Annotated in this window: 17 protein-coding genes and 1 tRNA gene; 13 read left to right on the top strand and 5 right to left on the bottom strand. The window is 71.3% G+C overall.

Annotated features, from left to right (window positions below):
* Positions 1 to 25 precede the first annotated feature (25 nt).
* From lgt to H576_RS0104260, 6 genes are all read left to right on the top strand, one after another.
* Positions 26 to 1018 carry a prolipoprotein diacylglyceryl transferase gene (lgt, locus tag H576_RS0104285; RefSeq protein ID WP_029149915.1) on the top strand — a complete coding sequence of 331 codons (993 nt, stop codon included), beginning with the start codon at positions 26 to 28 and terminating at the stop codon, positions 1016 to 1018.
* Between the two features lie 111 nt (positions 1019 to 1129).
* The gene (gene gltB, locus H576_RS0104280) at positions 1130 to 5704 is read left to right on the top strand and encodes a glutamate synthase large subunit (RefSeq protein WP_029149914.1); all 4575 of its coding nucleotides are present in this window, start codon (positions 1130 to 1132) and stop codon (positions 5702 to 5704) included.
* A complete protein-coding gene (locus tag H576_RS0104275) occupies positions 5697 to 7157 on the top strand; it encodes a glutamate synthase subunit beta (RefSeq protein WP_029149913.1) in 1461 nt (486 codons plus the stop codon). Before gltB ends, H576_RS0104275 begins: the two co-directional genes overlap by 8 nt.
* 158 nt (positions 7158 to 7315) lie before the next feature.
* Positions 7316 to 8758 (top strand): pyruvate kinase, encoded by a 1443-nt coding sequence (gene pyk / locus H576_RS0104270; RefSeq protein ID WP_029149912.1) that lies wholly within the window; start codon positions 7316 to 7318, stop codon positions 8756 to 8758.
* A gap of 59 nt (positions 8759 to 8817) precedes the next feature.
* Positions 8818 to 8900, top strand: a tRNA-Leu gene (locus tag H576_RS0104265).
* A 46-nt stretch (positions 8901 to 8946) separates the two neighbouring features.
* A complete protein-coding gene (locus H576_RS0104260) occupies positions 8947 to 9570 on the top strand; it encodes an ANTAR domain-containing response regulator (RefSeq protein ID WP_036319150.1) in 624 nt (207 codons plus the stop codon).
* A gap of 56 nt (positions 9571 to 9626) precedes the next feature.
* Here the strand turns inward: H576_RS0104260 and H576_RS0104255 are convergent, their stop codons facing one another.
* On the bottom strand, positions 9627 to 9995 hold the full coding sequence (locus tag H576_RS0104255; RefSeq protein WP_084502464.1) for a hotdog fold thioesterase: 369 nt from the start codon (positions 9993 to 9995) through the stop codon (positions 9627 to 9629).
* A 98-nt stretch (positions 9996 to 10093) separates the two neighbouring features.
* On the opposite strand from H576_RS0104255, the gene polA reads away from it, so the two are divergent.
* From polA to H576_RS17260, 6 genes are all read left to right on the top strand, one after another.
* On the top strand, positions 10094 to 12727 hold the full coding sequence (gene polA / locus H576_RS0104250; RefSeq protein ID WP_029149909.1) for a DNA polymerase I: 2634 nt from the start codon (positions 10094 to 10096) through the stop codon (positions 12725 to 12727).
* A 30-nt stretch (positions 12728 to 12757) separates the two neighbouring features.
* Entirely contained in the window at positions 12758 to 14419 is a 1662-nt protein-coding gene (locus H576_RS0104245) for a DUF885 domain-containing protein (protein ID WP_029149908.1), read from the top strand.
* A gap of 42 nt (positions 14420 to 14461) precedes the next feature.
* Positions 14462 to 15775 (top strand): MFS transporter, encoded by a 1314-nt coding sequence (locus H576_RS0104240; RefSeq protein ID WP_029149907.1) that lies wholly within the window; start codon positions 14462 to 14464, stop codon positions 15773 to 15775.
* 24 nt (positions 15776 to 15799) lie between these two features.
* Positions 15800 to 16582, top strand: coding sequence for an SGNH/GDSL hydrolase family protein (locus tag H576_RS0104235; protein ID WP_029149906.1), 783 nt, complete (start codon positions 15800 to 15802; stop codon positions 16580 to 16582).
* Positions 16579 to 17604: an LLM class flavin-dependent oxidoreductase gene (locus tag H576_RS0104230; protein WP_029149905.1), complete on the top strand. Its 1026-nt coding sequence runs from the start codon at positions 16579 to 16581 to the stop codon at positions 17602 to 17604. Before H576_RS0104235 ends, H576_RS0104230 begins: the two co-directional genes overlap by 4 nt.
* Before the next feature lie 224 nt (positions 17605 to 17828).
* Entirely contained in the window at positions 17829 to 18578 is a 750-nt protein-coding gene (locus H576_RS17260; protein ID WP_281167302.1) for a LysM peptidoglycan-binding domain-containing protein, read from the top strand.
* 374 nt (positions 18579 to 18952) lie between these two features.
* On the opposite strand, the gene H576_RS0104215 is transcribed toward H576_RS17260, so the two are convergent.
* The 4 genes from H576_RS0104215 to hrpB all read right to left on the bottom strand — a co-directional run bounded on the left by H576_RS0104215 (position 18953) and on the right by hrpB (position 25433).
* Complete coding sequence (locus tag H576_RS0104215) at positions 18953 to 20446, bottom strand: deoxyguanosinetriphosphate triphosphohydrolase family protein (RefSeq protein WP_029149904.1); 1494 nt, start codon at positions 20444 to 20446, stop codon at positions 18953 to 18955.
* Between the two features lie 649 nt (positions 20447 to 21095).
* Positions 21096 to 21770, bottom strand: coding sequence for an HAD family hydrolase (locus H576_RS0104210; RefSeq protein ID WP_169564294.1), 675 nt, complete (start codon positions 21768 to 21770; stop codon positions 21096 to 21098).
* Positions 21767 to 22948: an MFS transporter gene (locus H576_RS0104205; protein WP_036319143.1), complete on the bottom strand. Its 1182-nt coding sequence runs from the start codon at positions 22946 to 22948 to the stop codon at positions 21767 to 21769. Before H576_RS0104205 ends, H576_RS0104210 begins: the two co-directional genes overlap by 4 nt.
* Positions 22949 to 22958: 10 nt before the next feature.
* Positions 22959 to 25433 (bottom strand): ATP-dependent helicase HrpB, encoded by a 2475-nt coding sequence (gene hrpB / locus H576_RS14255; protein ID WP_036319140.1) that lies wholly within the window; start codon positions 25431 to 25433, stop codon positions 22959 to 22961.
* Between the two features lie 52 nt (positions 25434 to 25485).
* Here hrpB and H576_RS0104195 point away from each other — a divergent pair, with 52 nt between their 5' ends.
* Entirely contained in the window at positions 25486 to 25983 is a 498-nt protein-coding gene (locus H576_RS0104195) for a GNAT family N-acetyltransferase (RefSeq protein WP_029149901.1), read from the top strand.
* Positions 25984 to 26008 lie beyond the last annotated feature (25 nt).

Below are 26008 nucleotides of genomic sequence, written 5' to 3'. Positions count from 1 at the left end.
AACGAAGGTTCTAGACTCACCCATCATGCAGACGATCCCGTCGCTCGTCCTCGCGAGCATCCCGAGCCCCCCGATCTCGTCGTTCAGCGTCGGGCCCCTCACGATCCACTTCTATGCGCTCTGCATCCTCGCGGGCATCGTCGTCGCGACGATCATGACGCACGTCCGGCTGACGAAGAAGGGCGGCGAGCCCTGGGTCGTCATCGACGTGGGGCTGCCCGCCGTCGTGCTCGCGATCGTCGGCGCCCGCACCTTCCACGTCCTCACGCACTACTCGTTCTACTTCGAGCAGGGCCGCGACTGGTGGAACCCGCTCGTCGAGAACGCGATCTGGAACGTGTGGGACGGCGGCATCGCGATCTTCGGCGCCCTCATCGGCGGCGCCGTCGGCGCCTGGATCGGGTGCCGCTACACGGGGATCCGCTTCTGGTCGTTCGCCGATGCCCTGGCCCCCGGGCTCCTGCTCGCGCAGGCGATGGGCCGCTTCGGCAACTGGTTCAACCAGGAGCTCTTCGGCCTCCCGACCGACCTGCCGTGGGGGCTCGAGATCGACTCGGACAACTCGGCGATCCCCGCGGGGTTGCCCGACGGCACGCTCTTCCACCCGACCTTCGCGTACGAGGTCATCTGGAACGTCCTCGGCGTCGTCGTGCTCCTCTGGCTCGGCCGCAAGCTGTTCATGGGCTGGGGTCGCCTCTTCGCCGTCTACCTCATCTGGTACGGCGCCGGCCGCACCGTGTGGGAGTCGATCCGCATCGACCCGAGCGACGTCTACTTCGGCCTCCGCACCAACGTGTGGGCGGCGCTCCTCGCCGTCGTGGTCGGCATCGTGATCCTGGCGGTCCAGGCGAAGCACACGGGCCTCGTCCCGTCGCCCTACCGACCCGGGCGCGAGCGCCGGGCGGGCGACGATGCGCTAGCATCGCAGAACAGCCCCGATGACTTCGTCGACACCAGCGATCCGTCGTCGGCCGCTGCCACCCCGGCAGCCGCCACAAGCGCAACTCCCGCGAGCTGACACCCCCTGCGAGATCCGCACCCCGATCTCACGCTCGCACCTTTCACCACCCGCGGTTGCCACCGGGCCGATGATGTCCCACCGAGCACAGATCACGAGGACGGAATCGCTATGCAATCCAGCCTGCGTCCTGGCGCCCCCGGCGCCTTCCCGCCCAAGCAGGGCATGTACAACCCGGCGTTCGAGAAGGACGCCTGCGGTCTCGCCATGGTGGCGACGCTGCGCGGCAGCGCGGGGCACGACATCGTCGACCTCGCGCTCGAGGCTCTGACGAACCTCGAGCACCGCGGGGCGATCGGCTCCGACGCCGGCACGGGCGACGGCGCGGGCATCCTCACCCAGATGCCGGACGCGTTCCTGCGCGAGGTGTCGGGGCTCGACCTGCCCCCCGTCGGCCAGTACGCGGCCGGCATGGTCTTCCTGCCGACCGACGAGGCCGCGCGCGAAGCGCAGCGCACCGGCATCGAGCAGATCGCCGCGATGGAGAACCTCCACGTCCTCGGATGGCGCGAGGTCCCCGTCGACCCGACGCACCTCGGCCGCCTCGCGCGCGAGGCCCAGCCCGTCATCGAGCAGCTCTTCATCGCGAGCGCGCAGGCCGGCCACCAGACGCCGCTCGAGGGCATCGGCCTCGACCGCCGCGCATACCGCCTGCGCAAGCGCGCCCAGCACGAGCTCGACGCGTACTTCGTGTCGCTCTCGAGCCGCACGCTCGGCTACAAGGGCATGGTCACGACGCTGCAGCTCGAGCCCTTCTACCTCGACCTGCAGGACGAGCGCTTCGCGACCGAGCTCGCCGTCGTGCACTCGCGGTACTCGACCAACACGTTCCCGTCGTGGCCGCTCGCGCAGCCGCTGCGCATGCTCGCGCACAACGGCGAGATCAACACGGTCGGAGGCAACCGCAACTGGATGCGCGCGCGCCAGTCGCAGCTCTCGTCCGAGCTGCTCGGCGACATGAAGCCGCTCCTCCCGATCTGCTCCGACGACGAGAGCGACTCGGCGTCGTTCGACGAGACGCTCGAGCTCCTGACGCTCGGCGGCCGCTCGCTGCCGCACGCCATGCTCATGATGGTCCCCGAGGCGCACGAGAAGAAGACGGGCCTCGATCCCGACCTCAAGGCGTTCTACGACTACCACGCGGGACTCATGGAGCCGTGGGACGGCCCCGCCGCGCTCCTCGCGACCGACGGCACGCTCGTGTGCGCGACGCTCGACCGCAACGGCCTCCGCCCCGGGCGCTGGACCGTCACGACCGACGGCCTCGTCGTGATCGGATCCGAGACGGGCGTCCTCGACTTCGAGCCCGAGCGCATCGCGCGCCGCGGCCGCCTGCAGCCCGGCACGATGTTCGTCGTCGACACGGCCGAGCGCCGCATCGTCGGCGACGCCGAGGTCAAGGACTCCGTCGCGCACCTGCAGCCGTGGGGCGAGTGGCTCGAGAAGGGCACCGTCCGGCTCGCCGACCTGCCCGAGCGCGAGCACCTCGTTCACCCCATCGCGTCGATCCGCCGCCGCCAGCGCACCTTCGGCTACACCGAGGAGGAGCTCAAGATCCTCATCGGTCCGATGGGCCGGGCCGGCGCCGAGCCGCTCGGCGCCATGGGATCCGACACCCCGATCGCGGTGCTGTCGAAGCGCCCGCGACTGCTCTTCGACTACTTCACGCAGTCGTTTGCCCAGGTGACGAATCCGCCGCTCGACTCGATCCGCGAGGAGGTCGTCACGAGCCTGCGCATGAGCCTGGGCCCCGAGGGCAACCTCCTCACCGACGGACCCGATCACGCGCGCGGCGTCGTGCTCGACTTCCCGGTGATCGACAACGACGAGCTCGCGAAGATCCAGCACATCGACAGCGCGCTGCCGGGCCGTACCTCCGTGACGATCCCGTCGCTCTACCGTGTGTCGGCCGGGGCGAAGGGCATGGAGAAGCGCCTCGCCGCGATGTGCCGTGCGGCCGACCGCGCCATCGAGGACGGCGCCGAGTTCATCGTGCTCAGCGACCGCGACTCGAACCAGGACCTCGCGCCGATCCCGTCGCTCCTCGCGGTCTCGGCCGTGCACCACCACCTCATCCGCGCCGAGACGCGCATGAAGGTCGGCCTCGTCGTCGAGGCGGGCGACGTGCGCGAGGTGCACCACGTCGCCGCGCTGCTCGGCTACGGCGCGACCGCCGTCAACCCCTACCTCGCGATGGAGACCGTCGAGCACCTCGTGCGCTCGGGATCCGTCACGGGCGTGACGCCCGAGAAAGCCGTCAAGAACCTGATCTACGCGCTCGGCAAGGGCGTGCTGAAGATCATGTCGAAGATCGGCATCTCGACGGTGTCGTCCTACACGGGCGCCCAGGTGTTCGAGGCCGTCGGGCTCTCGAGCGAGTTCGTCGAGACGTACTTCACCGGCACGGAGTCGAAGATCGAGGGCGTCGGGATCGAGGCGATCGCCCGCGAGGCGTCCGAGCGGCACGCCTTCGCGTACCCCGTCGACCGCGCGCCCCGCGCTCACGAGCGCCTGTGGACGGGCGGCGAGTACCAGTGGCGCCGCGACGGGTCGCCGCACCTCTTCAACCCCGAGACGATCTTCCGCCTGCAGCACTCCACCCGCACGCGGAGCTACGAGATCTTCCGGCAGTACACGAAGCTCGTCGACGACCAGGCCACCGAGCTCAAGACGCTGCGCGGGCTCTTCGCCTTCAAGCAGGGGCTGCGCCCCGCCGTACCGCTCGACGAGGTCGAGTCGGTCGCGTCGATCGTCAAGCGCTTCTCGACGGGGGCGATGAGCTACGGCTCGATCTCGCGCGAGGCCCACGAGACGCTCGCGATCGCGATGAACCGCCTCGGCGCGCGCTCGAACACGGGCGAGGGCGGCGAGGACGTCGACCGCCTGCTCGACCCCGAGCGCCGCAGCGCGATCAAGCAGGTCGCCTCGGGTCGCTTCGGAGTCACGAGCATGTACCTGACGCACGCCGACGACATCCAGATCAAGCTCGCGCAGGGCGCGAAGCCCGGCGAGGGCGGTCAGCTGCCCCCGGGCAAGGTGTACCCGTGGGTCGCGCGCACGCGCCACTCGACGCCGGGCGTCGGCCTCATCTCGCCGCCCCCACACCACGACATCTACTCGATCGAGGACCTCAAGCAGCTGATCTTCGACCTCAAGCGGGCCAACCCGGCGGCGCGGATCCACACGAAGCTCGTCAGCCAGTCGGGCATCGGCGCGGTCGCGGCGGGCGTCGCGAAGGCGCTGAGCGACGTGATCCTCGTCTCGGGCCACGACGGCGGAACGGGCGCGAGCCCACTCAACTCGCTCAAGCACGCGGGCACGCCCTGGGAGCTGGGCCTCGCCGAGACGCAGCAGACGCTCATGCTCAACGACATGCGCGACCGCGTGGTCGTGCAGGTCGACGGCCAGATGAAGACGGGCCGCGACGTCGTGATCGCCGCCCTGCTGGGCGCCGAGGAGTACGGCTTCGCGACGGCCCCCCTCGTCGTCGAGGGCTGCATCATGATGCGCGTCTGCAACCTCGACACCTGCCCCGTCGGCGTCGCGACGCAGAACCCCGTGCTGCGCGAGCGCTTCACGGGCCAGGCCGACCACGTCGTGAACTTCATGGAGTTCATCGCGATGGAGGTGCGCGAGTACCTCGCCGAGCTCGGCTTCCGCTCGCTCGACGAGGCGATCGGCCACGTCGACGCGCTCGACGTCGACGGCGCCATCCGCCACTGGAAGGCCGACGGCCTCGACCTCGAGCCGATCCTCCACGGACCCGCGTTCGCCGACGAGGCGCCGCGGCAGAACGTCCGCGAGCAGGATCACGAGCTCGAGGAGCACTTCGACATCGCGCTGATCCAGCGCGCGCAGGACGTCATCGCGTCGGGCGGCGACATCGAGATCGACCTGCCCGTCCGCAATACGGCGCGCGCCGTCGGGACGATGCTCGGCCACGAGGTCACGAAGGCCCGCGGCGAGCAGGGCCTCCCGCAGGGCGCCATCACGGTGAACCTCACGGGATCCGCCGGGCAGTCGTTCGGTGCCTTCCTCCCGAGCGGCATCACGCTGCGCCTCGAGGGCGACTCCAACGACTACGTCGGCAAGGGCCTCTCGGGCGGCCGGATCGTCGTGCGGCCCTCGCGCCGCGCGACCTTCGACGCCTCCGAGAACGTCATCGCGGGCAACGTCATCGGCTACGGCGCGACGAGCGGATCGCTCTTCCTGCGCGGCGTCGTCGGCGAGCGCTTCCTCGTGCGCAACTCGGGTGCGACCGCCGTCGTCGAGGGCGTGGGCGACCACGCGCTCGAGTACATGACGGGCGGCCTCGCGGTCATCCTCGGTGAGACGGGCCGCAACCTCGGCGCCGGGATGTCGGGCGGCACGGCCTACGTGCACCGCCTCGACACCGCGAACGTCAACCGGGAGTCGCTCGCCTCGGGCGAGCTGACGCTCGGCGAGCTCGGCGCCGCCGACGAGGCGATCCTGCGCGATCTGCTCGAGCAGCACGTGGCCGAGACCGGATCCGAGCTGGCCGCCGGCCTGCTCGCGAACTTCGCGGAGGAGTCGAAGAACTTCGTCCGCGTGCTGCCGCGCGACTACGCGGCGGTCATGAAGACCCGACAGGACGCCGCCGACGAGGGGCTCGACCCCGACGGCGACGTCGTCTGGAACAGGATTCTGGAGGTGACCCGTGGCTGACCCCAAGGGCTTTCTGAAGATCACCGAGCGCGAGACCGCGAAGCGCCGCCCGGTTCCCGTGCGCATCCTCGACTGGAAAGAGGTCTACGACCCCAGCGAGAAGTCGGTCATCACGCGTCAGGCGAGCCGCTGCATGGACTGCGGTGTCGCGTTCTGCCATCACGGGTGCCCGCTCGGGAACCTGATCCCCGAGTGGAACGACCTCACGTGGAAGGGCGAGGGGCGCGCCGCGATCGACCGCCTCCACGCGACGAACAACTTCCCGGAGTTCACGGGCCTGCTGTGCCCCGCGCCGTGCGAGAGCTCGTGCGTGCTCGGCATCAACCAGCCCGCCGTGACGATCAAGCAGATCGAGAACTCGATCATCGAGGACGCCTGGTCCGAGGGCTGGGTCGAGCCCAAGCCGCCGACCCGTCTCACGGGCAAGACCGTCGCGGTCGTCGGCTCGGGCCCCGCGGGTCTCGCCGCGGCCCAGCAGCTCACCCGCGCGGGCCACACCGTCGCGGTCTACGAGCGCGACGACCGCATCGGCGGCCTGTTGCGCTACGGGATCCCCGACTTCAAGATGGAGAAGCGCCGCCTCGAGCAGCGCCTGCGGCAGATGCGCGACGAGGGCACCCGCTTCCGCGCGGGCGTCGAGATCGGCGTCGACATCGCGTGGGACGAGCTCCGCGCGCGCTACGACGCCGTCGTCATCGCGTCGGGATCGACGGTCCCGCGCGAGCTCGACATCCCGGGCCGTGACCTGGACGGCGTGCACTTCGCGATGGAGTTCCTCGTGGAGTCGAACAGGGCCGTCGCGGGCGACCAGGTCCCGAACCAGATCTCGGCCGAGGGCAAGCACGTCATCGTCATCGGCGGCGGCGACACGGGCGCCGACTGCATCGGCACGTCGCACCGCCAGGGCGCGCTGAGCGTGACCAACCTCGCGATCGGCAAGCGCCCCGGCGAGATCCGCTCGACGGGCCAGCCCTGGCCGACGACGCCGACGCTGTTCGAGGTCTCGACGTCGCACGAGGAGGGCGGCGAGCGCACCTTCCTCGCGTCGACGGTCGAGTTCCTGCGCAACGACGCCGGCGAGGTGCGCGCGCTGCGCGTCGCCGAGACCGAGTACCTGCCCGACGGCAGCCGCGTCCCGAAGTCCGGTTCCGAGCGCGAGATCCCCGCCGACCTCGTCCTCATCGCGATGGGCTTCACGGGCCCCGAGCGCGCGAGCCTCGAGCAGCAGACGGGCGTCCGCTTCACGAAGCGCGGCGCGATCGAGCGCGACGGCTCGTACCAGACGGCCGAGCCCGGCGTCTTCGTGGCCGGCGACGCGGGCCGCGGCCAGTCGCTCATAGTGTGGGCGATCGCGGAGGGCCGTGCGGCGGCCGCCGAGGTAGACCAGTACCTCATGGGGGAGACCTTCCTCCCGGCTCCCGTCAAGCCGACCGACATGGCGATCGCCGTCTGAGAGCGGCTCGCCGGTCACGGCGGAACCCCGGATGCGCGTAGGGTGGAAAGCGCATCCGGGGTTCCCTGTTTCGCGGGCGCGTGCGGCGCCTTCGGAATCTCCCGGTGCGACTTCACACCCCCCTGGGCACCCTGCCCACACGTGCGGAAGGCGACTACGTGAGACGAGCCAAGATCGTCGCGACCCTCGGGCCGGCGACCTCCACCAAGGAGACCCTGAGGGAGCTGATCGACGCCGGCCTCGACGTCGCGCGGCTGAACCTCAGCCACGGCGACTATTCGGTGCACGACAACAACTTCGAGAACGTCCGCGAGGCAGCCGAGGAGGCCGGCAAGCCGGTCGCGATCCTCGTCGACCTCCAGGGCCCGAAGATCCGCCTCGGCAAGTTCGCCGACGGCCCCCACCAGCTCGCCGTCGGCGACATCTTCAAGATCACGACAGAGGACGTCGTGGGCACGAAGGAGCTCGTGGGGACGACCTTCACGGGTCTCGCGCAGGATGTCGCGCCCGGCGACTTCCTCCTGATCGACGACGGCAAGGTCCGCGTCCAGGTCGTCGAGACCGACGGTGTGACGGTCACGACCAAGGTGATCGTCGCGGGCCCCGTCAGCAACAACAAGGGCATCAACCTGCCCGGCGTCGCGGTCAACGTCCCCGCCCTCAGCGAGAAGGACGAGGCCGACCTCCGCTGGGGCCTCCGCAAGGGCGCCGACATCATCGCGCTCTCCTTCGTGCGCAACGCGAAGGACGTGCAGCGCGCGCACGTCATCATGGCCGAGGAGGGCCGCCGCGTCCCGATCATCGCGAAGATCGAGAAGCCGCAGGCGGTCGAGGTCCTCGAGGAGATCGTCGAGGCATTCGACGGCATCATGGTCGCCCGCGGCGACCTCGGCGTCGAACTGCCGCTCGAGGCCGTGCCGATCGTGCAGAAGCAGGCGATCGAGATCGCACGCCGCCTCGCGAAGCCCGTCATCGTCGCGACGCAGATGCTCGAGTCGATGATCTCGAGCCCCGTCCCGACCCGCGCCGAGACGAGCGACGTCGCGAACGCGGTCCTCGATGGAGCCGACGCCGTCATGCTCTCGGGCGAGACGAGCGTGGGGGAGTACCCGGTCGTCACCGTCCAGACGATGGCCCGCATCGTCGAGTCGACCGAGGAGCACGGGCTCGAGCGCATCGCGCCGATGACGAGCCGCCCCCGTACGCAGGGCGGCGCCATCACGCTCGCCGCCGTCGACGTCGCCGACTTCGTCGACGCGAAGGCGCTGTGCATCTTCACGCAGACCGGCGACTCGGCCCGTCGCATGTCGCGCCTGCGCTCGTCGCGCCCGATGATCGGCTTCACGACGACCGAGGAGACCCGGCGTCGCATGCAGCTGACATGGGGCATCCGCTCGGCGCTCGTCGAGCCCGTCGAGCACACCGACCGCATGTTCGTGCAGGTCGACGAGTACCTGCTCGCGAACGAGCTCGCGCGCGTCGGCGACAAGGTCGTCGTGATCTCGGGCTCCCCTCCCGGAATCGCAGGCTCGACCAACGACCTGCGCGTGCACCGCGTGGGCGACGCGAAGAGCGGTGCGGCTTCCGCCTACAAGGCGTGACACCCGCGGGCTTCGCATGAGGGTCCCGGTCCTGTCGGTTCGATAGGATCGGGACCCTGGCCGATGTGGCGGAACGGCAGACGCGGCGCACTCAAAATGCGCTGTCCTCGCGGGCGTGTGGGTTCGAGTCCCACCATCGGCACACAGTTCCGCGCGCTTTCAGGGCGCGGGAAGACCCTGGCAATAGGATGGAAGACGTGAGCGAAGAGCAGCAGAACGAGAACGCGACCGCGCCCCGCCGCGTCGTGGTGGCCGAGGATGAGTCGCTGATCCGTCTCGACATCGTCGAGATCCTGCGCGACAACGGCTTCGACGTCGTCGGAGAGGCGGGCGACGGCGAGACGGCTGTGCAGCTCGCGACCGAGCTGCGTCCCGACCTCGTGGTCATGGACGTCAAGATGCCTCAGCTCGACGGCATCTCCGCGGCCGAGCGCCTTTCGAAGGACAACATCGCGCCCGTCGTGCTCCTCACGGCGTTCAGCCAGAAGGACCTCGTCGAGCGCGCGAGCGAGGCGGGGGCGCTGGCCTACGTCGTCAAGCCGTTCACGCCGAACGATCTCCTCCCGGCGATCGAGATCGCCCTCGCCCGCCACGAGCAGATCATCACGCTCGAGGCCGAGGTGCAGGACATGGTCGAGCGCTTCGAGACCCGCAAGCTCGTCGACCGCGCCAAGGGCCTCCTCAACGAGAAGATGGGCCTCTCCGAGCCCGACGCGTTCCGCTGGATCCAGAAGGCCTCGATGGACCGCCGCCTCACGATGCAGGACGTCGCGAAGGCGATCATCGAGCAGCTCTCGCCCAAGAAGAGCTGACGCCCGCGCGTCGCGCGACGGCCCCGTCCCCTTCACGGGGCGGGGCCGTCGCCGTGTCAGGCGCGGTCGCGGATGAGGTTCGTGATGCGGATGGTCGAGCAGCGGCGGCCGCGCTCGTCGGTCACGATGATCTCGTGCACCGTGAGGGTCCGCCCGAGATGGATCGGCGTGCAGACGCCCGTCACGAGTCCGGAGGTCGCCGAGGACGTGTGCGTCGCGTTGATGTCGACGCCGACGGCGTACCGGCCCTCGCCCGCGTGCATGTTGGCCGCCATGGAGCCGAGCGACTCGCCGAGGACGACGTACGCGCCGCCGTGCAAGAGGCCGATCGGCTGGCGGTTCCCCTCGACCGGCATCGTCGCGACGACCCGCTCGTCTGACGCCTCCGTGTAGCGGACGCCCATCTTCTCGGCCAGCTCGCCCATGCCCCGTTCGCGGATCCAGGTCAGCGCGTCGATGTCTGTCACGGGGCTCCTTCGGCAGGCCGGATTCGAATGTCGTGGTCGCCGAATACCCTGGAGGGGTGACGGACCCCACGAAGCCTACTCTGCTCATCGTCGACGGCCATTCGCTCGCCTTCCGGGCGTTCTTTGCCCTGCCCGTCGACACGTTCGTCAACGCGCAGGGCCAGCACACCAACGGGATCCACGGGTTCCTGTCGATGTTCATCAACCTCCTGAAGAACGAGAAGCCGACCCACGTCGCCGTCGCGTTCGACGTGTCGGACAAGACGTTCCGCAAGGAGGAGTACCCCGACTACAAGGAGGGGCGCGACGCGACGCCCGCCGAGTTCAAGGGACAGATCCCGCTTCTCAAGCAGGCGCTCGAGGCGATGAACATCACGGTGCTCGAGAAGGACGGCTTCGAGGCCGACGACATCCTCGCGACGCTCGCGAAGCGCGGGTCGGCCGCCGGGTACGACGTCCTCGTCGTCTCCGGAGACCGCGACGCGATCCAGCTCGTCAACGACGAGGTCACGCTGCTCTACCCGTCGGTGCAGGGCGTGTCGAAGCTCAAGCGATACGACCCGGCCGCCGTCGAGGAGCGCTACGGGATCCCTCCCGAGCAGTACCCCGACGTCGCGGCGCTCGTCGGCGAGAAGGCCGACAACCTCCCCGGCGTGCCGAAGGTGGGCGAGAAGACCGCCGTCAAGTGGCTCACGCAGTTCGGGTCGCTCGACGCGATCCTCGCGGGCGCCGACGGCATCAAGGGCGTCGTGGGCCAGAACCTGCGCGACCACATCGACGACGTCAGGCGCAACCGGCGCCTCAACCGGCTGCTCGACGACATCGAGGTGCCGGTCGAGCTCGACCAGCTCGAGCTCGTCGCCGCCGACGAGAAGGCCGTCCGCGACATCTTCTCCGAGCTCGAGTTCCGCTCGCTGCTGGGACGCGTGCTCACGGCGATGGGCGGCGAGGCGCCCGCGGGCGAGTCCGCGCCCGAGCAGCCGGCTGCGCCGGCCGTCGAGGAGCTCGACGCCGAGACGCTCGCGGGCTGGTTCGCCGACCCCGAGCGGCCCGTCGGCGTGACGGTCGTCATCGAGGGCGGGCTGCCCGTGCGCCTGGGCCTCGCGACCGCCGACGCCGCCGTCGAGGCCGCGTGGTCCGACGAGGTGCGCGGCGCCGTGGCACCGTGGTTCGCGTCGGACGCGCCCAAGGTCCTCTGCGACGCGAAGACCCAGGTCAAGGCGCTCATCCGGGCCGGGGTCGAGGTGCGCGGCCTCGCGAACGACGCCCTCATCGCCGGGTGGGTCGCGCGGCCCGCGTTCCCCGACAAGACCCTCGCCCACCTCGTCGACCGCTACCTCGGCGAAAAGCTGCCCGAGGCCGACCCGGCCCAGCTCGTGCCCGAGACCGACGGCGCGACGCCCGGCCAGCTCTCCTGGTACGCGCTCCGCGTCGCCGACGCGATCACGGCTGAGCTGCCCGAGGGATCCCGGCGCATCCTCCTCGACATCGAGATGCCCACGCTTCTGGCGCTCGCCGACATGGAGGTCGCGGGCGTCACCGTCTCGCACGAGAAGCTCTCGACGTTCTCCGCAGAGCTCGGCGATCGCGCGGCGGGGATCGCGCTGTTCGCGTACGACGAGATCGGCCGCGAGGTGAACCTCGGCTCGCCTAAGCAGCTCCAGCAGGTGCTCTTCGAGGAGCTCGAGCTGCCGAAGACGCGCAAGACGAAGACGGGATACACGACCGACGCCGCGGCCCTCGCCGACCTGCAGGCCAAGACGGGCCATCCGTTCCTCGAACACCTGCTGCGGCACCGCGAGGCGACGAAACTCAAGCAGATCATCGACGGCCTCGACGCGGCGATCTCGCCCGACGACGCGCGCGTGCACACGACCTATCTCCAGACGGGAAGCCAGACGGGGCGCCTCTCGAGCACTGACCCCAACCTGCAGAACATCCCCGTCCGCACCGAGGAGTCGAAGCGGATCCGCGCAGCCTTCGAGGTCGGTGCGGGATTCGACACCCTGCTCACCGCCGACTACTCGCAGATCGAGATGCGCATCATGGCGCATCTCTCCGAGGATCCGGGGCTCGTCGCGGCGTTCAACGCGGGGGAGGACTTGCACCGGTTCGTCGGCGCGCAGGTGTTCGGCGTCGATCCCGCCGACGTGACGCCCGAGATGCGCAGCAAGGTCAAGGCGATGTCCTACGGCCTCGTGTACGGACTCTCGGCGTTCGGCCTCGCGAAGCAGCTGGGCATCGAGCAGAAGGAGGCGAAGCAGCTGATGATGGGCTACTTCGAGCGCTTCGGCGCCGTGCGCGACTATCTGCGCGCATCGGTCGAGAAGGCGAAGGAAGCCGGCTACACCGAGACGATCTTCGGCCGCCGCCGCCCGTTCCCCGACCTCACGAGCCCCAACCGCGTCCTGCGCGAGAACGCCGAACGCGCCGCGCTCAATGCGCCGATCCAGGGCAGTGCTGCGGACATCATGAAGATCGCGCTGTTCGGCATCGCCGACGACCTGCGACCCCTCCGCTCGCGGCTGCTCCTGCAGATCCACGACGAGGTCGTCGTCGAGGTCGCCCCGGGCGAGGCCGATGACGTCGAACGCATCGTGTCCGACCGCATGCAGGGCGCGGCCCAGCTCACGGTGCCGCTCTCGGTGCAGATGGGCCACGGGCGCGACTGGAACGACGCGGCGCACTGACACACGGAACGCGAAGCGAAGAGCGAGCACATGACGAACGACACCCGCGCACAGACCCCGATCGACCGCATCGCCGAGGGGTGGGTCGACGAGCTCGTCGAGCTGAGCCCGACCCTCGGCACCTACATCGGGCGCAACGAGGTGAACGACCGCTACGGCGACTACTCGCCCGCGGGGCACGAGGCCCGTGCGGAGGCGGCACGCCGCACCCTCGCGGCGCTCGAGGCGGAGGCGCCCGTCGACGACGTCGACCGCGTGACGCAGATGGACCTCGCGTCCGAGCTGCGCCTCGACATCGAGCTGCACGCCGCGCGCTGGCACCTCCGCGACCTGAACGTGCTCGAGAGCCCGGCGCAGGACATCCGGCAGGCGTACGACCTCATGCCGACGGGCACTGCCGACGACTGGGCCGTCGTCGCGAAGCGCATGGCGGGCGTCCCCGACGCGATCGACGGATACCTCGAGACGCTGCGCGAGGGGATCCAGCAGGGCGTCGTCCCGGCCGCGCGCCAGGTGCACGAGGTCGCGGCGCAGGCTCGCAGCTACGCCGAGCCCGGCGGGTTCTTCGACGAGCTCGTCGGGGGCGTGCCCGAGGCCACCTCAGGCCTCGCATCCGACCTGTCGGCGGGAGCCGACGCGGCCCGCTCCGCCTACGCGCGCCTCGCGCGCTTCCTCGAGGGCGTCCTCGCACCGCGCGCGACCGATGTCGACGCCGTCGGCCGCAACCTGTACGCGCTGCACTCGCGGCGCTTCCTCGGCGCCGAGATCGACCTCGACGAAACCTACGACTGGGGCCTCGAGGAGCTCGCCCGCATGACGGCCGAGCAGGAGGCCGTCGCCCGCGAGATCCGGCCCGGAGCGTCGGTCGCCGAGGCGATCGCGTTCCTCGAGCAGGACGCGTCGCGCAAGCTCTCCGGAACCGAGGCGCTCCGCGAGTGGATGCAGCGCACCGCCGACGAGGCGGTCGCCGCGCTCGGCGGAAGCCACTTCGACATCGCCGAGCCGATCCGCACAATCGAGTGCATGATCGCGCCCACGACGTCGGGCGAGATCTACTACACGGGCCCGAGCGACGACTTCTCCCGCCCCGGCCGCATGTGGTGGTCGGTCCCCGAGGGCGTCACCGAGTTCGACACGTGGCGCGAGCTCACGACGGTGTATCACGAGGGCGTCCCGGGGCACCACCTGCAGATCGCGCAGGCGGTCGTCAACCGCGGCCAGCTCAACAGCTGGCGCCGCCTCATCGCCGGTTCGTCGGGGCACGCCGAGGGGTGGGCGCTCTATGCCGAACGCCTCATGGAGCAGCTGGGCTACCTCGAGGATCCGGCCGACCGGCTCGGCATGCTCGACGGCCAGCGCATGCGCGCCGCCCGGGTCGTGCTCGACATCGGCGTGCACCTCGGCAAGCGCCGCCCCGACAGTCACCAGAAGTGGGACGCCGACTACGCGCTCGAGTTCATGCGTCGCAACGTCAACATGGACGACGCGTTCGTGCGATTCGAGGTCAACCGCTACCTGGGCTGGCCGGGACAGGCGCCGTCGTACAAGGTCGGTCAGCGCATCTGGGAGCAGCTGCGCGACGACGTGGAGCGCCGCGAGGGCGACGCGTTCTCGATCAAGGAGTTCCACCGGCGCGCCCTCGACATCGGGGGAGTCGGGCTCGACACCCTCCGCTCGGCCCTCGCCGGCTGAGCCGATTCGTGCTTAAGGTCATGGTGACACTAACCTGTCACCATGACCTCTCCCTCCGCGCGTCTCGACGCGCTGCCGTTCGGCCGCAAGCACCTGAAGATCCTCACGGGGTCGGGGCTCGGCTGGGCCCTCGACGCCATGGACGTCGGGCTCATCTCGTTCATCATCGCGGCGCTCGCGCAGGAGTGGGGCCTCGCCCCCGCGACGACGGGCTGGATCACGTCGATCGGCTTCGTCGGCATGGCGATCGGCGCGAGCATCGGCGGCCTCCTCGCCGACCGCTTCGGCCGGCGCCAGGTCTTCGCGATCACGCTCCTCATCTACGGCATCGCGACCGGCGCGAGCGCCCTCGTCGGCGGGGTCGGGGCCCTGCTGATCCTCCGCTTCTTCGTGGGCCTGGGGCTCGGATCCGAGCTGCCCGTCGCGTCGACCTACGTGAGCGAGTTCGCTCCGACGCGGATCCGCGGGCGCCTCGTCGTGATCCTCGAGGCCTTCTGGGCGCTCGGGTGGACGGCGTCGGCCGTCATCGGGTACTTCGTCGTGCCGCTCGAGAACGGGTGGCGGTGGGCGTTCGCGCTCGGGGCCGTCCCCGCCGTGTACGCGATCATCGTGCGCTGGGGCCTGCCCGAGTCGGCGCGCTGGCTCGAGTCCCGCGGCCGCACGGCCGAGGCCGAGAAGGTCGTCGCCGAGTTCGCGGGCGCGCGCGCCGCCGCCGAGCCTGCCTCGGCACCCGTCGCGAAGGCGCCCCGCGTCGGCATCCGGGCCCTGTTCCAGGACGGCCTCGCTCCGCGCACCGTGGCGCTGTGGGTCGTCTGGTTCTGCGTGAACTTCTCGTACTACGGCGCGTTCATCTGGATCCCTTCGATCCTCGTCGCGCAGGGATTCGACCTCATCCGGTCGTTCGAGTACACCCTCATCATCACGCTCGCCCAGCTGCCCGGGTATGCGGTCGCCGCGTGGCTCATCGAGGTGTGGGGGCGCCGCGCGACCCTCTCGACCTTCCTCGTCGGGTCGGCCGTCGCCGCGATCCTCTTCGGGTCGGCGGGAGAGGTCTGGCAGATCCTGCTCTTCGGCAGCCTCCTGTCGTTCTTCAACCTCGGCGCGTGGGGCTCGCTCTACGCGGTGAGCCCCGAGACCTACCCGACCGCCGTGCGCGCGACGGGCGCCGGGTGGGCCGCGGGCGTCGGCCGCATCGCCTCGATCATCGCGCCTCTCTTCACGCCGTGGGCGCTCGGGGTGTCGGGCCCGACGCTCGTCTTCGTCGTCTTCGCGATCTTCTTCGTCATCGCGGCCGCGAGCGCGTGGGGCCTCGGCGACCTGCGCGGGCGCGACCTCGAGACGCTCGACAACGCATAGCCCGAGAGGCATACACTCGGCATCGTGAGTGACGTGCGGTTCGTGGCCATCGGCGACTCCTTCACCGAGGGGGTCGGCGACGAGCGGCCCGACGGCACGCCGCGCGGCTGGGCCGACCTCGCCGCCGAGGGGTGGGCGGCCCAGACGGGCGCCTCGATCTCGTATGCCAACCTGGCGATCCGCGGCCGGCTCGCGTGGCCCATCGTCGAGGAGCAGCTCGAGCCGGCGCTCGCGCTGCGGCCCACCCACCTCGCCTTCAACGCGGGAGGCAACGACATCCTGCGGCCGGGAGATTCCATCTCGCGCGTCGTCGACGCCTTCGCGAAGGTGGTCCGCCGATGCGACGAGCAGGGCGTCACCCCGATCCTGCTCGCCGGGGCGGATCCGTCGGGCGGCATGCCGCTGCGGAACGTGATCCGCCGCCGAGGCAACGCGCTGTGCGATGCGGTCGTGGCGCGATTCCGCCGACGAGACGACCTCGTGTGGGCGATCAACTGGACCGACGAACGCCTGCGCGATCCGTCGTTCTGGTCGCCCGACCGCCTCCACATGAACCACAGGGGGCACCACCGCGTCGCGGCGCGGGTCCTCCACGCCGTGGGCGTCGGCGCCCCCGAGGGCTGGTGGGATCCTCCGGGCGAGGGCGCGGCGCACCTCTCGACGCGCGACTACTACCGCCAGCACGTCGGGCCGTGGGTCAGGCGCCGCCTGATGGGCCGGTCGTCGGGTGACGGCCGCGTGCCGAAGTACGGGGATTGGGTCACGGTCGCCCCCCCGCCTGATCCATCCGTCAGAATGGATTCATGAAGAAGATCGGGTTTCTCTCTTTCGGGCACTGGACGGATCATCCGCAGTCCGGCACGCGCTCGGCGAGCGACGTCCTCCACCAGTCGATCGACCTCGCTCAGGCGGCCGAGGATCTGGGCGCCGACGGCGCCTACTTCCGGGTGCACCACTTCGCGCAGCAGCTCGCGAGCCCCTTCCCGCTCCTCGCCGCGGCGGGCGCCAAGACGTCGCGGATCGAGCTCGGCACCGGCGTGATCGACATGCGCTACGAGAACCCGATGTACATGGTCGAGGACGCGGGCGCGGCCGACCTCATCTCGGACCGCCGGCTGCAGCTCGGCATCTCGCGTGGGTCACCCGAGCAGGTCATCGACGGCTGGAAGTACTTCGGCTTCTCCTCGGCCGAGGACGACCCGACGGGTGCCGAGGCCGCGAGACAGAAGACCGAGCTGCTCCTGCAGCTGCTCGGGGGTGAGGGCTTCGCCGAGCCCAACCCGCGTCCGATGTTCCCGAACCCGCCGGGGCTCCTGCGCATCGAGCCGCACAGCCCGGGCCTGCGCGAGCGGATCTGGTGGGGTGCGGGATCCGACCGCACCGCACGGTGGGCGGCCGAGATGGGCATGAACCTCATGAGCTCGACGCTCAAGGATCACGAGTCCGACGAGCCGTTCCACGTGCAGCAGGCGAAGCAGCTCCGCGTGTTCAAGGACGCGTGGGACTCCGAGAAGTGGGGCTTCGAGCCGCGCACGTCGGTGTCGCGCTCGATCTTCGCGATCACGAACGACATGGATCGGCGCTACTTCCTCGCGAGCGGCGACGGAGAAGACCAGATCGGACGCATCGAGGGTGCGTCGACCGCGATCTTCGGCCGCTCCTACGCGGCGGAGCCCGACGAGCTGATCGAACAGCTGCGCAACGAGGAGGCGATCGCCGAGGCCGACACGCTGCTGCTGACGATCCCGAACCAGCTCGGCGTCGACTACAACGCCCATGTCATCGAGTCGATCCTCACGCACGTCGCGCCCGCGCTGGGCTGGCGCTGACCAGGGGTTTTCACGTGCCCACAGGAGGCGCCGAACTTAGGGCTCAGCTGACAAGGTCCTGGATGGATTTGTTATCGAACCGTGATGTAGGCGTAGTGTCTCGATCTTGAACCGCGAGGGACCGCCACCGAGTCCGCCCCCAGAGTCCCTCGCTCCATGATCCTGATATCGAACGGTCGGGCGGTCGGTGCGAGAAGCGCCGAGGCGGGGCCACGGAGTTCATCTTGATCCCGAAGACCTCTACCCCGACCGTCTCCGCTCCCTCGCGCGGCAAGCGCCTGATGAAGCGCGGCGGTCTCCTCGCGGCGGGCGTGCTCGCCGTGAGCGCGGCGGCCACGCTCGTGCCGACCGCGGCGAACGCCGCCGACGGCTCGACCTGGGACGCCCTCGCCCAGTGCGAGTCCGGCGGCAACTGGGCGATCAACACGGGCAACGGCTACTACGGCGGCCTGCAGTTCTCGCTCTCGACCTGGCAGGCGAACGGCGGCTCGGGCAACCCGGCCGACGCGTCGCGCGAGGAGCAGATCCGCGTGGCCGAGAACGTCCTCGCCTCGCAGGGCTGGGGCGCATGGCCCACGTGCTCGGCTCAGATCGGCGCGTCCGGATCGGCCGAGCCCAGCTCGACGTCGGCCGACACCACAACGACCGAGGCCGCCCCGGCCGAGACGGCGGCCGCGACCCCCGCCGAGACCACGACGACGGAGGCGGCCCCCGCCGAGACGACGACCACCGAGGCCGCCCCGGCGGAGGCATCGACCCAGGCTGAGGCCCCCGCGGCCCCGACCTACGATCTGCCCGACGTCGAGGCCTCGGACGAGACCTACACAGTCGAGGCGGGCGACACGCTCTACCAGATCGCCCTCGACCAGGGCCTCGACAGCGGCTGGCTCGGCGTCTACGCCGTCAACCAGGACGCGATCAGCGACCCCAACTACATCGAGGTCGGCGAGGAGCTCGTGCTCCCCACGGAGTGATCCGTTCGATCGTCCCCACGCGTGCGCGCGGCCTCCGGGTCGCGCGCACGAGTGCTATCGGTCGCAGGTTTCGACGAGGCTACGAGATCGCTCGTCGCTGAGCAGATCGAAACGCGCGCTTCATCCCGGCGTCACGGCCCGCTCCGTGCGCGGTCGATAACGTCGGCGTACCGCAGCACACAGGCCGCGGGCCCGGGGCGAAGGCCGCGGGGCGTATACGGAACGAATGGAGCGACACATGATCTCTGGACCTCTCGGCGACCTGCTCGGAAGCGTGGGTGGACTGCTCACCGACCTCCTCGAGCTTCTCGGCCTCTGACCGAACGCTTCGCGGCCCCGGCTCCCACGATGGGATCCGGGGCCGTTTCGCGTCGTCAGAGCCCCTGGCCCGCGTCCCAGAGTCGCTCGGTCTGTCCGCTGATCATCGCGTCGTGATCGCGCGCCTGCGCGTCGGTGAGCGACGAGACGTAATCGATGATCCCGCGCCCGCGCGCGCGGCGCCGCAGCTCGACGGAGTCGGCGGTGTCGAGGCGATCGGGATCCTCCCGCGCGAGGCGCATGTAGTCGTCGGAGGCGAGGTCGACGAGGTCGAGCAGGCGGCGCGGCGCGCGGCGGACGTCGTAGGAGTCGTCGAGCCAGGCGGTGAAGGCGTCGACGAGCCGCTCAACGACCGACGCCTGGCCCCGCTGATACACGGCGAGGTCGGGGCGGTCGAGGATGAAGCGCTCGTGCAGGAACTTGAGCACCGCGACCTCGTGCCACGCCGTGACGTCGAGGCTCACGTGACCGGAGCGGCGGTTGGGAGAGCGGTGGACCGTGACCGACGACTGCAGGTGCGAGATCCACTCGCTCGTGAACTGCGCGAGCGCACGATCCGCGGCTAGCGAGTTGTCGAAGGGCACGGCGAGGAGCCCGTCGACGACCTCCTCGCGCACGCGCGCGACGGCGGCGGTGAACGCGTCGGCGTCGGCGATCCACGGATCCTTCCGCTCGAGGCGGCGCCAGAGCAGCTCGAGCGAGTGGCCGGGGGAGCGGTCGGCGTAGCGGAGCGCCGGCTCGTCGAGTCCGCGGAGCTCGCCGAGGTCGCGCTGCCACGCGCGGAACTCGGCCGATATCGTCGCCTGGTTGAGCAGCCCGGCTCGGTAGAAGTCGTCGAGATCGTGCAGCGAGTACGCGATGTCGTCGGCGATGTCCATCACGGAGCATTCGACGGTCTGCTGCCCGGCCTCGATGTCGGGGTAGGCGCTCAGAGCGTCGCGCATCTCGTCGACGTCGAGCGAATAGGCCGAGAACTTGTGCGACGAACCCTTGCGGTCGCCGCCCTCGCCGCGAACCCACGGGTACTTCAGAACCCCGGCGCGGGTTGCCGCCGTGAGGTTGAGGCCGACGCCCGGCTGATCGTGCTCGTCGAGGCGTGTGAGGATCCGGAATGTCTGCGCGTTGCCCTCGAAGCCCTCGGCGAGGCCGAAGCGCCGCTTCGCGAGCCGATCGAGCGTGTGCTCGCCGAGGTGGCCGAACGGCGGGTGCCCGACGTCGTGGGCGCTGGCCGCCGCCTGTACGACGACCGGGTGGCAGCCGCCGAGTTCGGCGATGATCCGGCCCTTCTCGCCCGGGTCGGTCGAGAGGTGCACGGCGATCGCGCGCGCGACGGCCGCGACCTTCACCGAGTGCGTGAGCCGGTTGTGCACCGCGAGGCCCGCGCCCGACTGCGCGATGACCTGTGTCACGGCCGAGAGCCGCGAGAAGAACGGCGAGAACCGGATCCGCTCGACGTCGACCCGGAAGTCGGGATTGCGCTCGGCGCGCTGGAAGTCGTCGAGCTCCTCGGGCACCCGGCGGGCGGTGCGCGGGTCGGTGTCGTGCGTCATCCCCACAGTCTCGCAGGTAGGTAATGACGCGCCCATCCGTGCGTGGTCCCCTACGCGGCGTGTCACCCAAGGTGCCGCGCCCGGCAGGCGGCCGGCGCACGCGTGACGTCCGGGGGCGATGAGGATCCCGAGTGCGTGAGCGAGGCGGCGTCGCATGCGTTCGCGCACGGCGCGGCCACGCCGGCGCGCTTCGGCGAGCCATGAGGCCGCGCGGGAGGCACACCTCCGGCAGCCGATCGCCCTTGGCGCGGGTGTTTGGCTGGGGAATGGCCGCGCGGGGGCATTGCTCCGCGTGGGGGCTGACCTTCGCGCGGGGATCCCGCCCTCGCGCGGATCGAGCCCTCGCGGAGCGCACCACCGGCGGTATGCCGCGTGAAGGGATCCGCTCGCGCGGCCGGTCACCTCTCGCGCGGATTTTTGGCTGGGGAATGGCCGCGCGGGGGCATCCCCCCGCGCCAAGGGCGATCCTCGCGCGGGGATCCCCTCATCAGCCGCTGAGTCCCGAGTGCCCGGAGGGCGACGCCCTGCGCGGTATGCCGCGCGAAGGGATCCGCTCCCGCGGCCATTCACCCTTCCCGCGGATGCCCGGCCGGAGAACGGCCGCGCGGGTGCATCCCCCCGCGCAAGGGCCGCCCCTGGAGCGGCGAAATCAGAACCGGATCTCGCCGAGCGCGGCGACGCGCGGGTACGGGAGGTCGGGGTAGAGGCCGCACGGATCCATGACGACGGCGGCGAGGCCCGCGTTCATGCCGCCCTCGGCGTCGTTCTCGACGTCATCGCCGACCATGAGCGCCCGGTCGGCCGGCACCCCGAGGAGAGACAGCACGGCCTCGAACGCGCGCCGGTCCGGCTTGCCCGCCGGCAGCTCGGACGAGGCGACGACGGCGTCGAACAGCGGTTCGAAGCCGAACCGGCGCACCTTCGCGAGCTGCCTGTCACGCTCGCCGTTGGTCAGGAGGCCGACCCTCAGCCCGGCGGCCCGAGCCCTGTCGAGGCAGTCGCGCGCGTCGTCGAACGCCGCGAGCTCCTCGTCGAACAGGCGGTTGTATCCCGAGAACATCGCGTCCGCCGCCGCGTCGTCGAGGACGAGGCCGAAGATCTCCCGCGTGCGGTCGCGGCGCTGCCCCTCGAAGTCGGTCTCTCCCGCCATGTAGCGGCGGTAGTGCCGGTTCGACAGCCTCTCCCAGGCGCGCGGATCCACGGGCCGGCGCCCGAGCTCCTCGGCCCACGCGGCGACGGCGCGGTCGGAAGCGGTCGTTTGGTCGATCAGGGTGTCGTCGAGGTCGAAGACCACGGCGCCGAACGACGACGCGTCGAAGATCACGCCCGAGCCTTCCGGCGCAGCGCCCACGAGCAGAGGATCGCGACGAGCCCGGCGAGGGGGATCCCGAGGAGCCCGACGCGCAGCGACCACGTGTCGGCGACGAGGCCGACGAGCGGGGGAGCGCCGAGGAACCCGAGCCGCAGGAGCCAGGACACGATCGTCAGGCCGGTTCCGGCGCGCAGCCCGGGGATCGAATCCGCGGTCTCCATGGCGGCGGGGATCAGCGTCGCGACGCCGAACCCGGCCGCGGCGAAGCCCGCGAGGGTGCCGGGGACGCTCGGGAACGCGAGCGCGAGCGACATGCCGACGAGCGTGATGGCGGCCCCGCCGACCGCCGTCGCTCGGGATCCGAAGCGATCGGTGAGGGGATCCCCGATGATGCGCCCGATGAACTGCCCGCCGACGACCGCGATGAGGCCGAAGGCCGCGACCGACGCGGGCGCGCCGAGCGAGCCCGAGAGGTACAGCGCAGCCCACGAGTTGCCGGCCTCCTCCACGAGCGCGCCCGAGATCCCGATGAGGGCGAGCGCCGCCATGATCACGGCGACGCGGATGGGGTGACTGACAGTCCCGGCGACGACGGGCACGCTCCCCGTGTCGGTCGGCTCAATGTCGTGCCCGGGCAGGCAGAAGCGCAGCGCGAAGAGGGCGACGCCGATGAAGATCGCCGACGAGATCCCGATGTGGAGCGGCCGCCCCATCGACAGAGCGAGGGCGCCGGCCGCCATGAGGCCGCCGAGGACGGCGCCGAGCGACCACACGGCGTGGAAGCTGTTGAGGATCGTCTTCCCGTAGCGCCTCTGCACCCGGAGTCCGTGCGCGTTCTGCGCCACGTCGGTCACGGCGTCGGAGCTCCCCTGGAGGAAGAGCGCCGCGACGAACAGCCAATGCGCCTGTGAGACGGCGGCCGCGAAGACGAAGCCCGCCGAGAGGAAGGTTCCGAACACCGCGACGCGCGCCGAGCCGAAGCGCTGGATGAACAGCCCCGCCGCGAGCCCCGCGATGAGGGATCCAATCGGCATCGCCGCGATCGTGAGGCCGTACGCCGCGTTCGAGAGCCCGAGCTCGGCCTTGATCTCGGGCAGGCGCGGCACGAGGTTGGCGTAGATCGCGCCGTTCGTGAGGAACAGCGCCATGACGGCCCACCGGGCCCGGCGCACATCGGCGGGAATGGTCACCCGGTCGACGCTACCGGCTGTCGCGGGTCATGCCTCGCGTCGTGCGCGCCGTGGCGGGCGCGGTCCACGGATCCTCGGGCCATGGATGCTTCGGATAGCGGCCGTGCATCTCCTTGCGCACGTCGGCGTACGGCCCGTTCCAGAACGACGCGAGGTCGGACGTCACGGCGAGCGGCCGCCGGGCCGGGGAAAGGAGATGGAAGAGGATCGGCGCGCGCCCTCCCGCGAGACGCGGCGTGTCGGCGAGGCCGAACAGCTCCTGGAGCTTGACCGCGACGATCGGTCGGCCGTCGGGATCCGACGCGTAGTCGATGCGCACCGAGGATCCCGACGGCACCGCGAGGCGTTCGGGCGCGAGCTCGTCGAGACGGGCTGCCTCGGGCCAGGGGAGCAGCGCGCGGAGGGCCGCCGTGACGTCGAGGCGCGCGAGCCCGCCCACGGGGATCCACTCGTCGGCGCGCGCGAGCAGCGCGTCGTCGGAGACGTCGGGCCACGGGGCGCCGATCGCGCGGTGGAGCAGTGCGAGGCGAGCGCGCAGTTCGGTCGCTCGCTCGGTCCAGGGGAGAGCCGCGATGCCGCGTGCGCGGATCTCGTCGGCCGCCGCGCGCGCCCGGTCGGCGTCCGTCGCCGCGACCGGCGTCGACGAGAGCGCGATGGCGCCGAGGTGCCGCTCGAGCCGGACGCGCACGGATCCGTCGGCCGTGCTCGCCGCGCGGGTCTCCGCGACGAGGGGAGCCCCGATCCGCAGGGCGTCGTCGGGGTCGAGAGCGGCGGCGAGGCGGATGACGGCGCCCGTTCGGTCGCCCGCACGCCCCGCAGTGAGGGCGACCTCGCCGACGGCGAGCCACTCCGATCCGGCGAGGGCGCTGCCCTCGGGCAGGGCCGCGCGGGTTCCGCTCGCGAGCAGATAGGTGCGGTCTGCGACGCGGCGCGCGATCCACTCGGGTCGAGCGAGCGCCGTGACGATCGCGGTCGCGTCGGCGGATCCGTCGCCGTCGGCGAAGCGGGCGAGGCGCCGGGCCTCGGCTCGCCACCGCGCGGCGCCCGGCAGGCGTTCGCTCCGCAGGCCGCGGAGGAGGGATCCGAGGTCCGCACCCGTCGCACGATGACCGCCCGCGAGCGCCGCGACGACCTCGCCCGCCGGCGCGGCCGACACGCCCTGGGCGCCCGCCGCCAGCAGGGCACGCGCCTCCCGCGCGCCGACCGGCATCGCGGCGACGCGCGAACCCGACGCGGTGATGCGGCCGTCCCCGTCGACGAGGTCGAGTGCGTGCAGCGCGTCGGTCGCCTGGCGCATCGCGTCGGCAGGCGGGCGGGTGAGGAGCGGCAGCCCCTCGCCGCCCGGCGCGCCCCACGCCGCGAGCGTCAGCGCCGCGTCGGTGAGGTCGGCGGTCTGGATCTCGGGCGCGGCCGCCGCGGGCATCGCGGCGAACTCGGCGTCGGAGAACGCGCGGACCGCGAGGCCCGGCCCCTGCCGCCCCGCGCGCCCCATGCGCTGGCGGGCGCTCGCCTTCGACTCGCTCACCGTGACGAGGCCCGTCATACCGCGGGCGACGTCGCGCCGGGGTTCGCGAGACAGACCGGCGTCGACGACGATCCGGACACCGGGGACCGTGAGCGAGCTCTCCGCGAGCGCCGTCGACACGACGATGCGGAGCGGATCGACGTCGCTCGTGCGCCCCGACGTCGCGCGGTCCTGCTGCGCCGCGGGCAGCTGACCGTGGAGGGCGAGGACCTCGGATCGGGTGAGCGGGGCGATGAGCCGCACGACCTCGTCGACCTCCCGCGCGCCCGGGACGAAGACGAGCGCGTCGTGGGGGAGCCGAGCCTGCGCGTTGACCGCGAGCCGGGCGACGTGCGCGAGGAAGTCGCGTTCGACGCCGCGCGGCCCGAGGCGCGGCCCGGGCGCGGGGGAGTGCTCGATCTCGACCGGATGCAGCGCCGAGGGCACGTCCACGACGGGCGCGCCGCCCAGCAGATCCGCGATCGCCGCGGAATCGACGGTCGCCGACATCGCGACGAGGGCGAGGTCGTCGCGCAGCTCGCGCACCTCGGCGAGCATCCCGAGAAGCAGATCGCCGTCGATCGAGCGCTCGTGGACCTCGTCGAGCACGACGGCCGCGACCCCGTCGAGCGCGGCGTCACGCAGCAGGCGGCGCAGCAGGACCCCGGGGGTCACGAACTCGACCCGCGTGCGATCCGAGACCTTCCGCTCGCCGCGCACCGTGAAGCCCACGGATCTCCCGAGCGGCTCCCCGGCGAGGTGCGCGAGCCGGCGCGCGGCCGCCCGCACGGCGACGCGACGCGGCTGCGTGACGACGACCCGTCCGTCTGCCGATTCCGCGACGAGGGGCGGCACGAAGGTCGTCTTTCCGGTGCCCGGGGGAGCTGTGATGACAGCCGCGCCCCACGCGAAGGCGCTCTCGAGCTCGGCGCGGGCAGCCGCGACCGGGAGTCCCGAACCGATGCGGGCGAGGTCGAACATGCCTCCAGTCTCGCGGGTCGACCCGAGAACGACGTCTGGCTAGCATCGGGGCATGCCCGTCGAGATCAGATCCGTGACGCCCGACGACTGGGAGCGGATCCGCGAGATCCGGATCCGGATGATCGAGGACACCCCCATCGCGTACGTCGAGACGGCCGAGGCCGCCCGGGCGCACGGCGAGGGGGAGTGGCGCTCGCGCGGCGAGCGCGGGATCGCGCCGCACAGCCTGTCGATCGCGGCGGTCGACGAGTCGGGCGCGTGGGTGGGCGCCATGGGCGGGTTCGTCGATGCGGCGCACGGACCGCTCCTCGTGGGCGTCTTCGTCGCGCCCGAGGTGCGGGGTCGCGCCCACGGCGTCGCCGACGCCCTGCTCGATCGCGTCGAGGAGTGGGCGCGGGGCGAGGGGGACACCCTCACCCTCGCGGTGCACGAGGACAACGCCAGGGCCCGCGCGTTCTACGAGCGTCGCGGTTTCGTCGCGACGGGTGAGACCGAGGAGTATCCACTCCCGCCGCACGGCACCGAGGTCTTCATGCGCAAGGCGCTGTGATCCCCGGCGACGCCTAGGCTTGCCG

The sequence above is a fragment of the Microbacterium indicum DSM 19969 genome (assembly GCF_000422385.1).
GTDB classification, from domain to species: Bacteria; Actinomycetota; Actinomycetes; order Actinomycetales; family Microbacteriaceae; genus Microbacterium; species Microbacterium indicum.
Note: the sequence above shows the minus strand (reverse complement) of the source record. Positions and strands in the feature narration are given on the sequence as shown.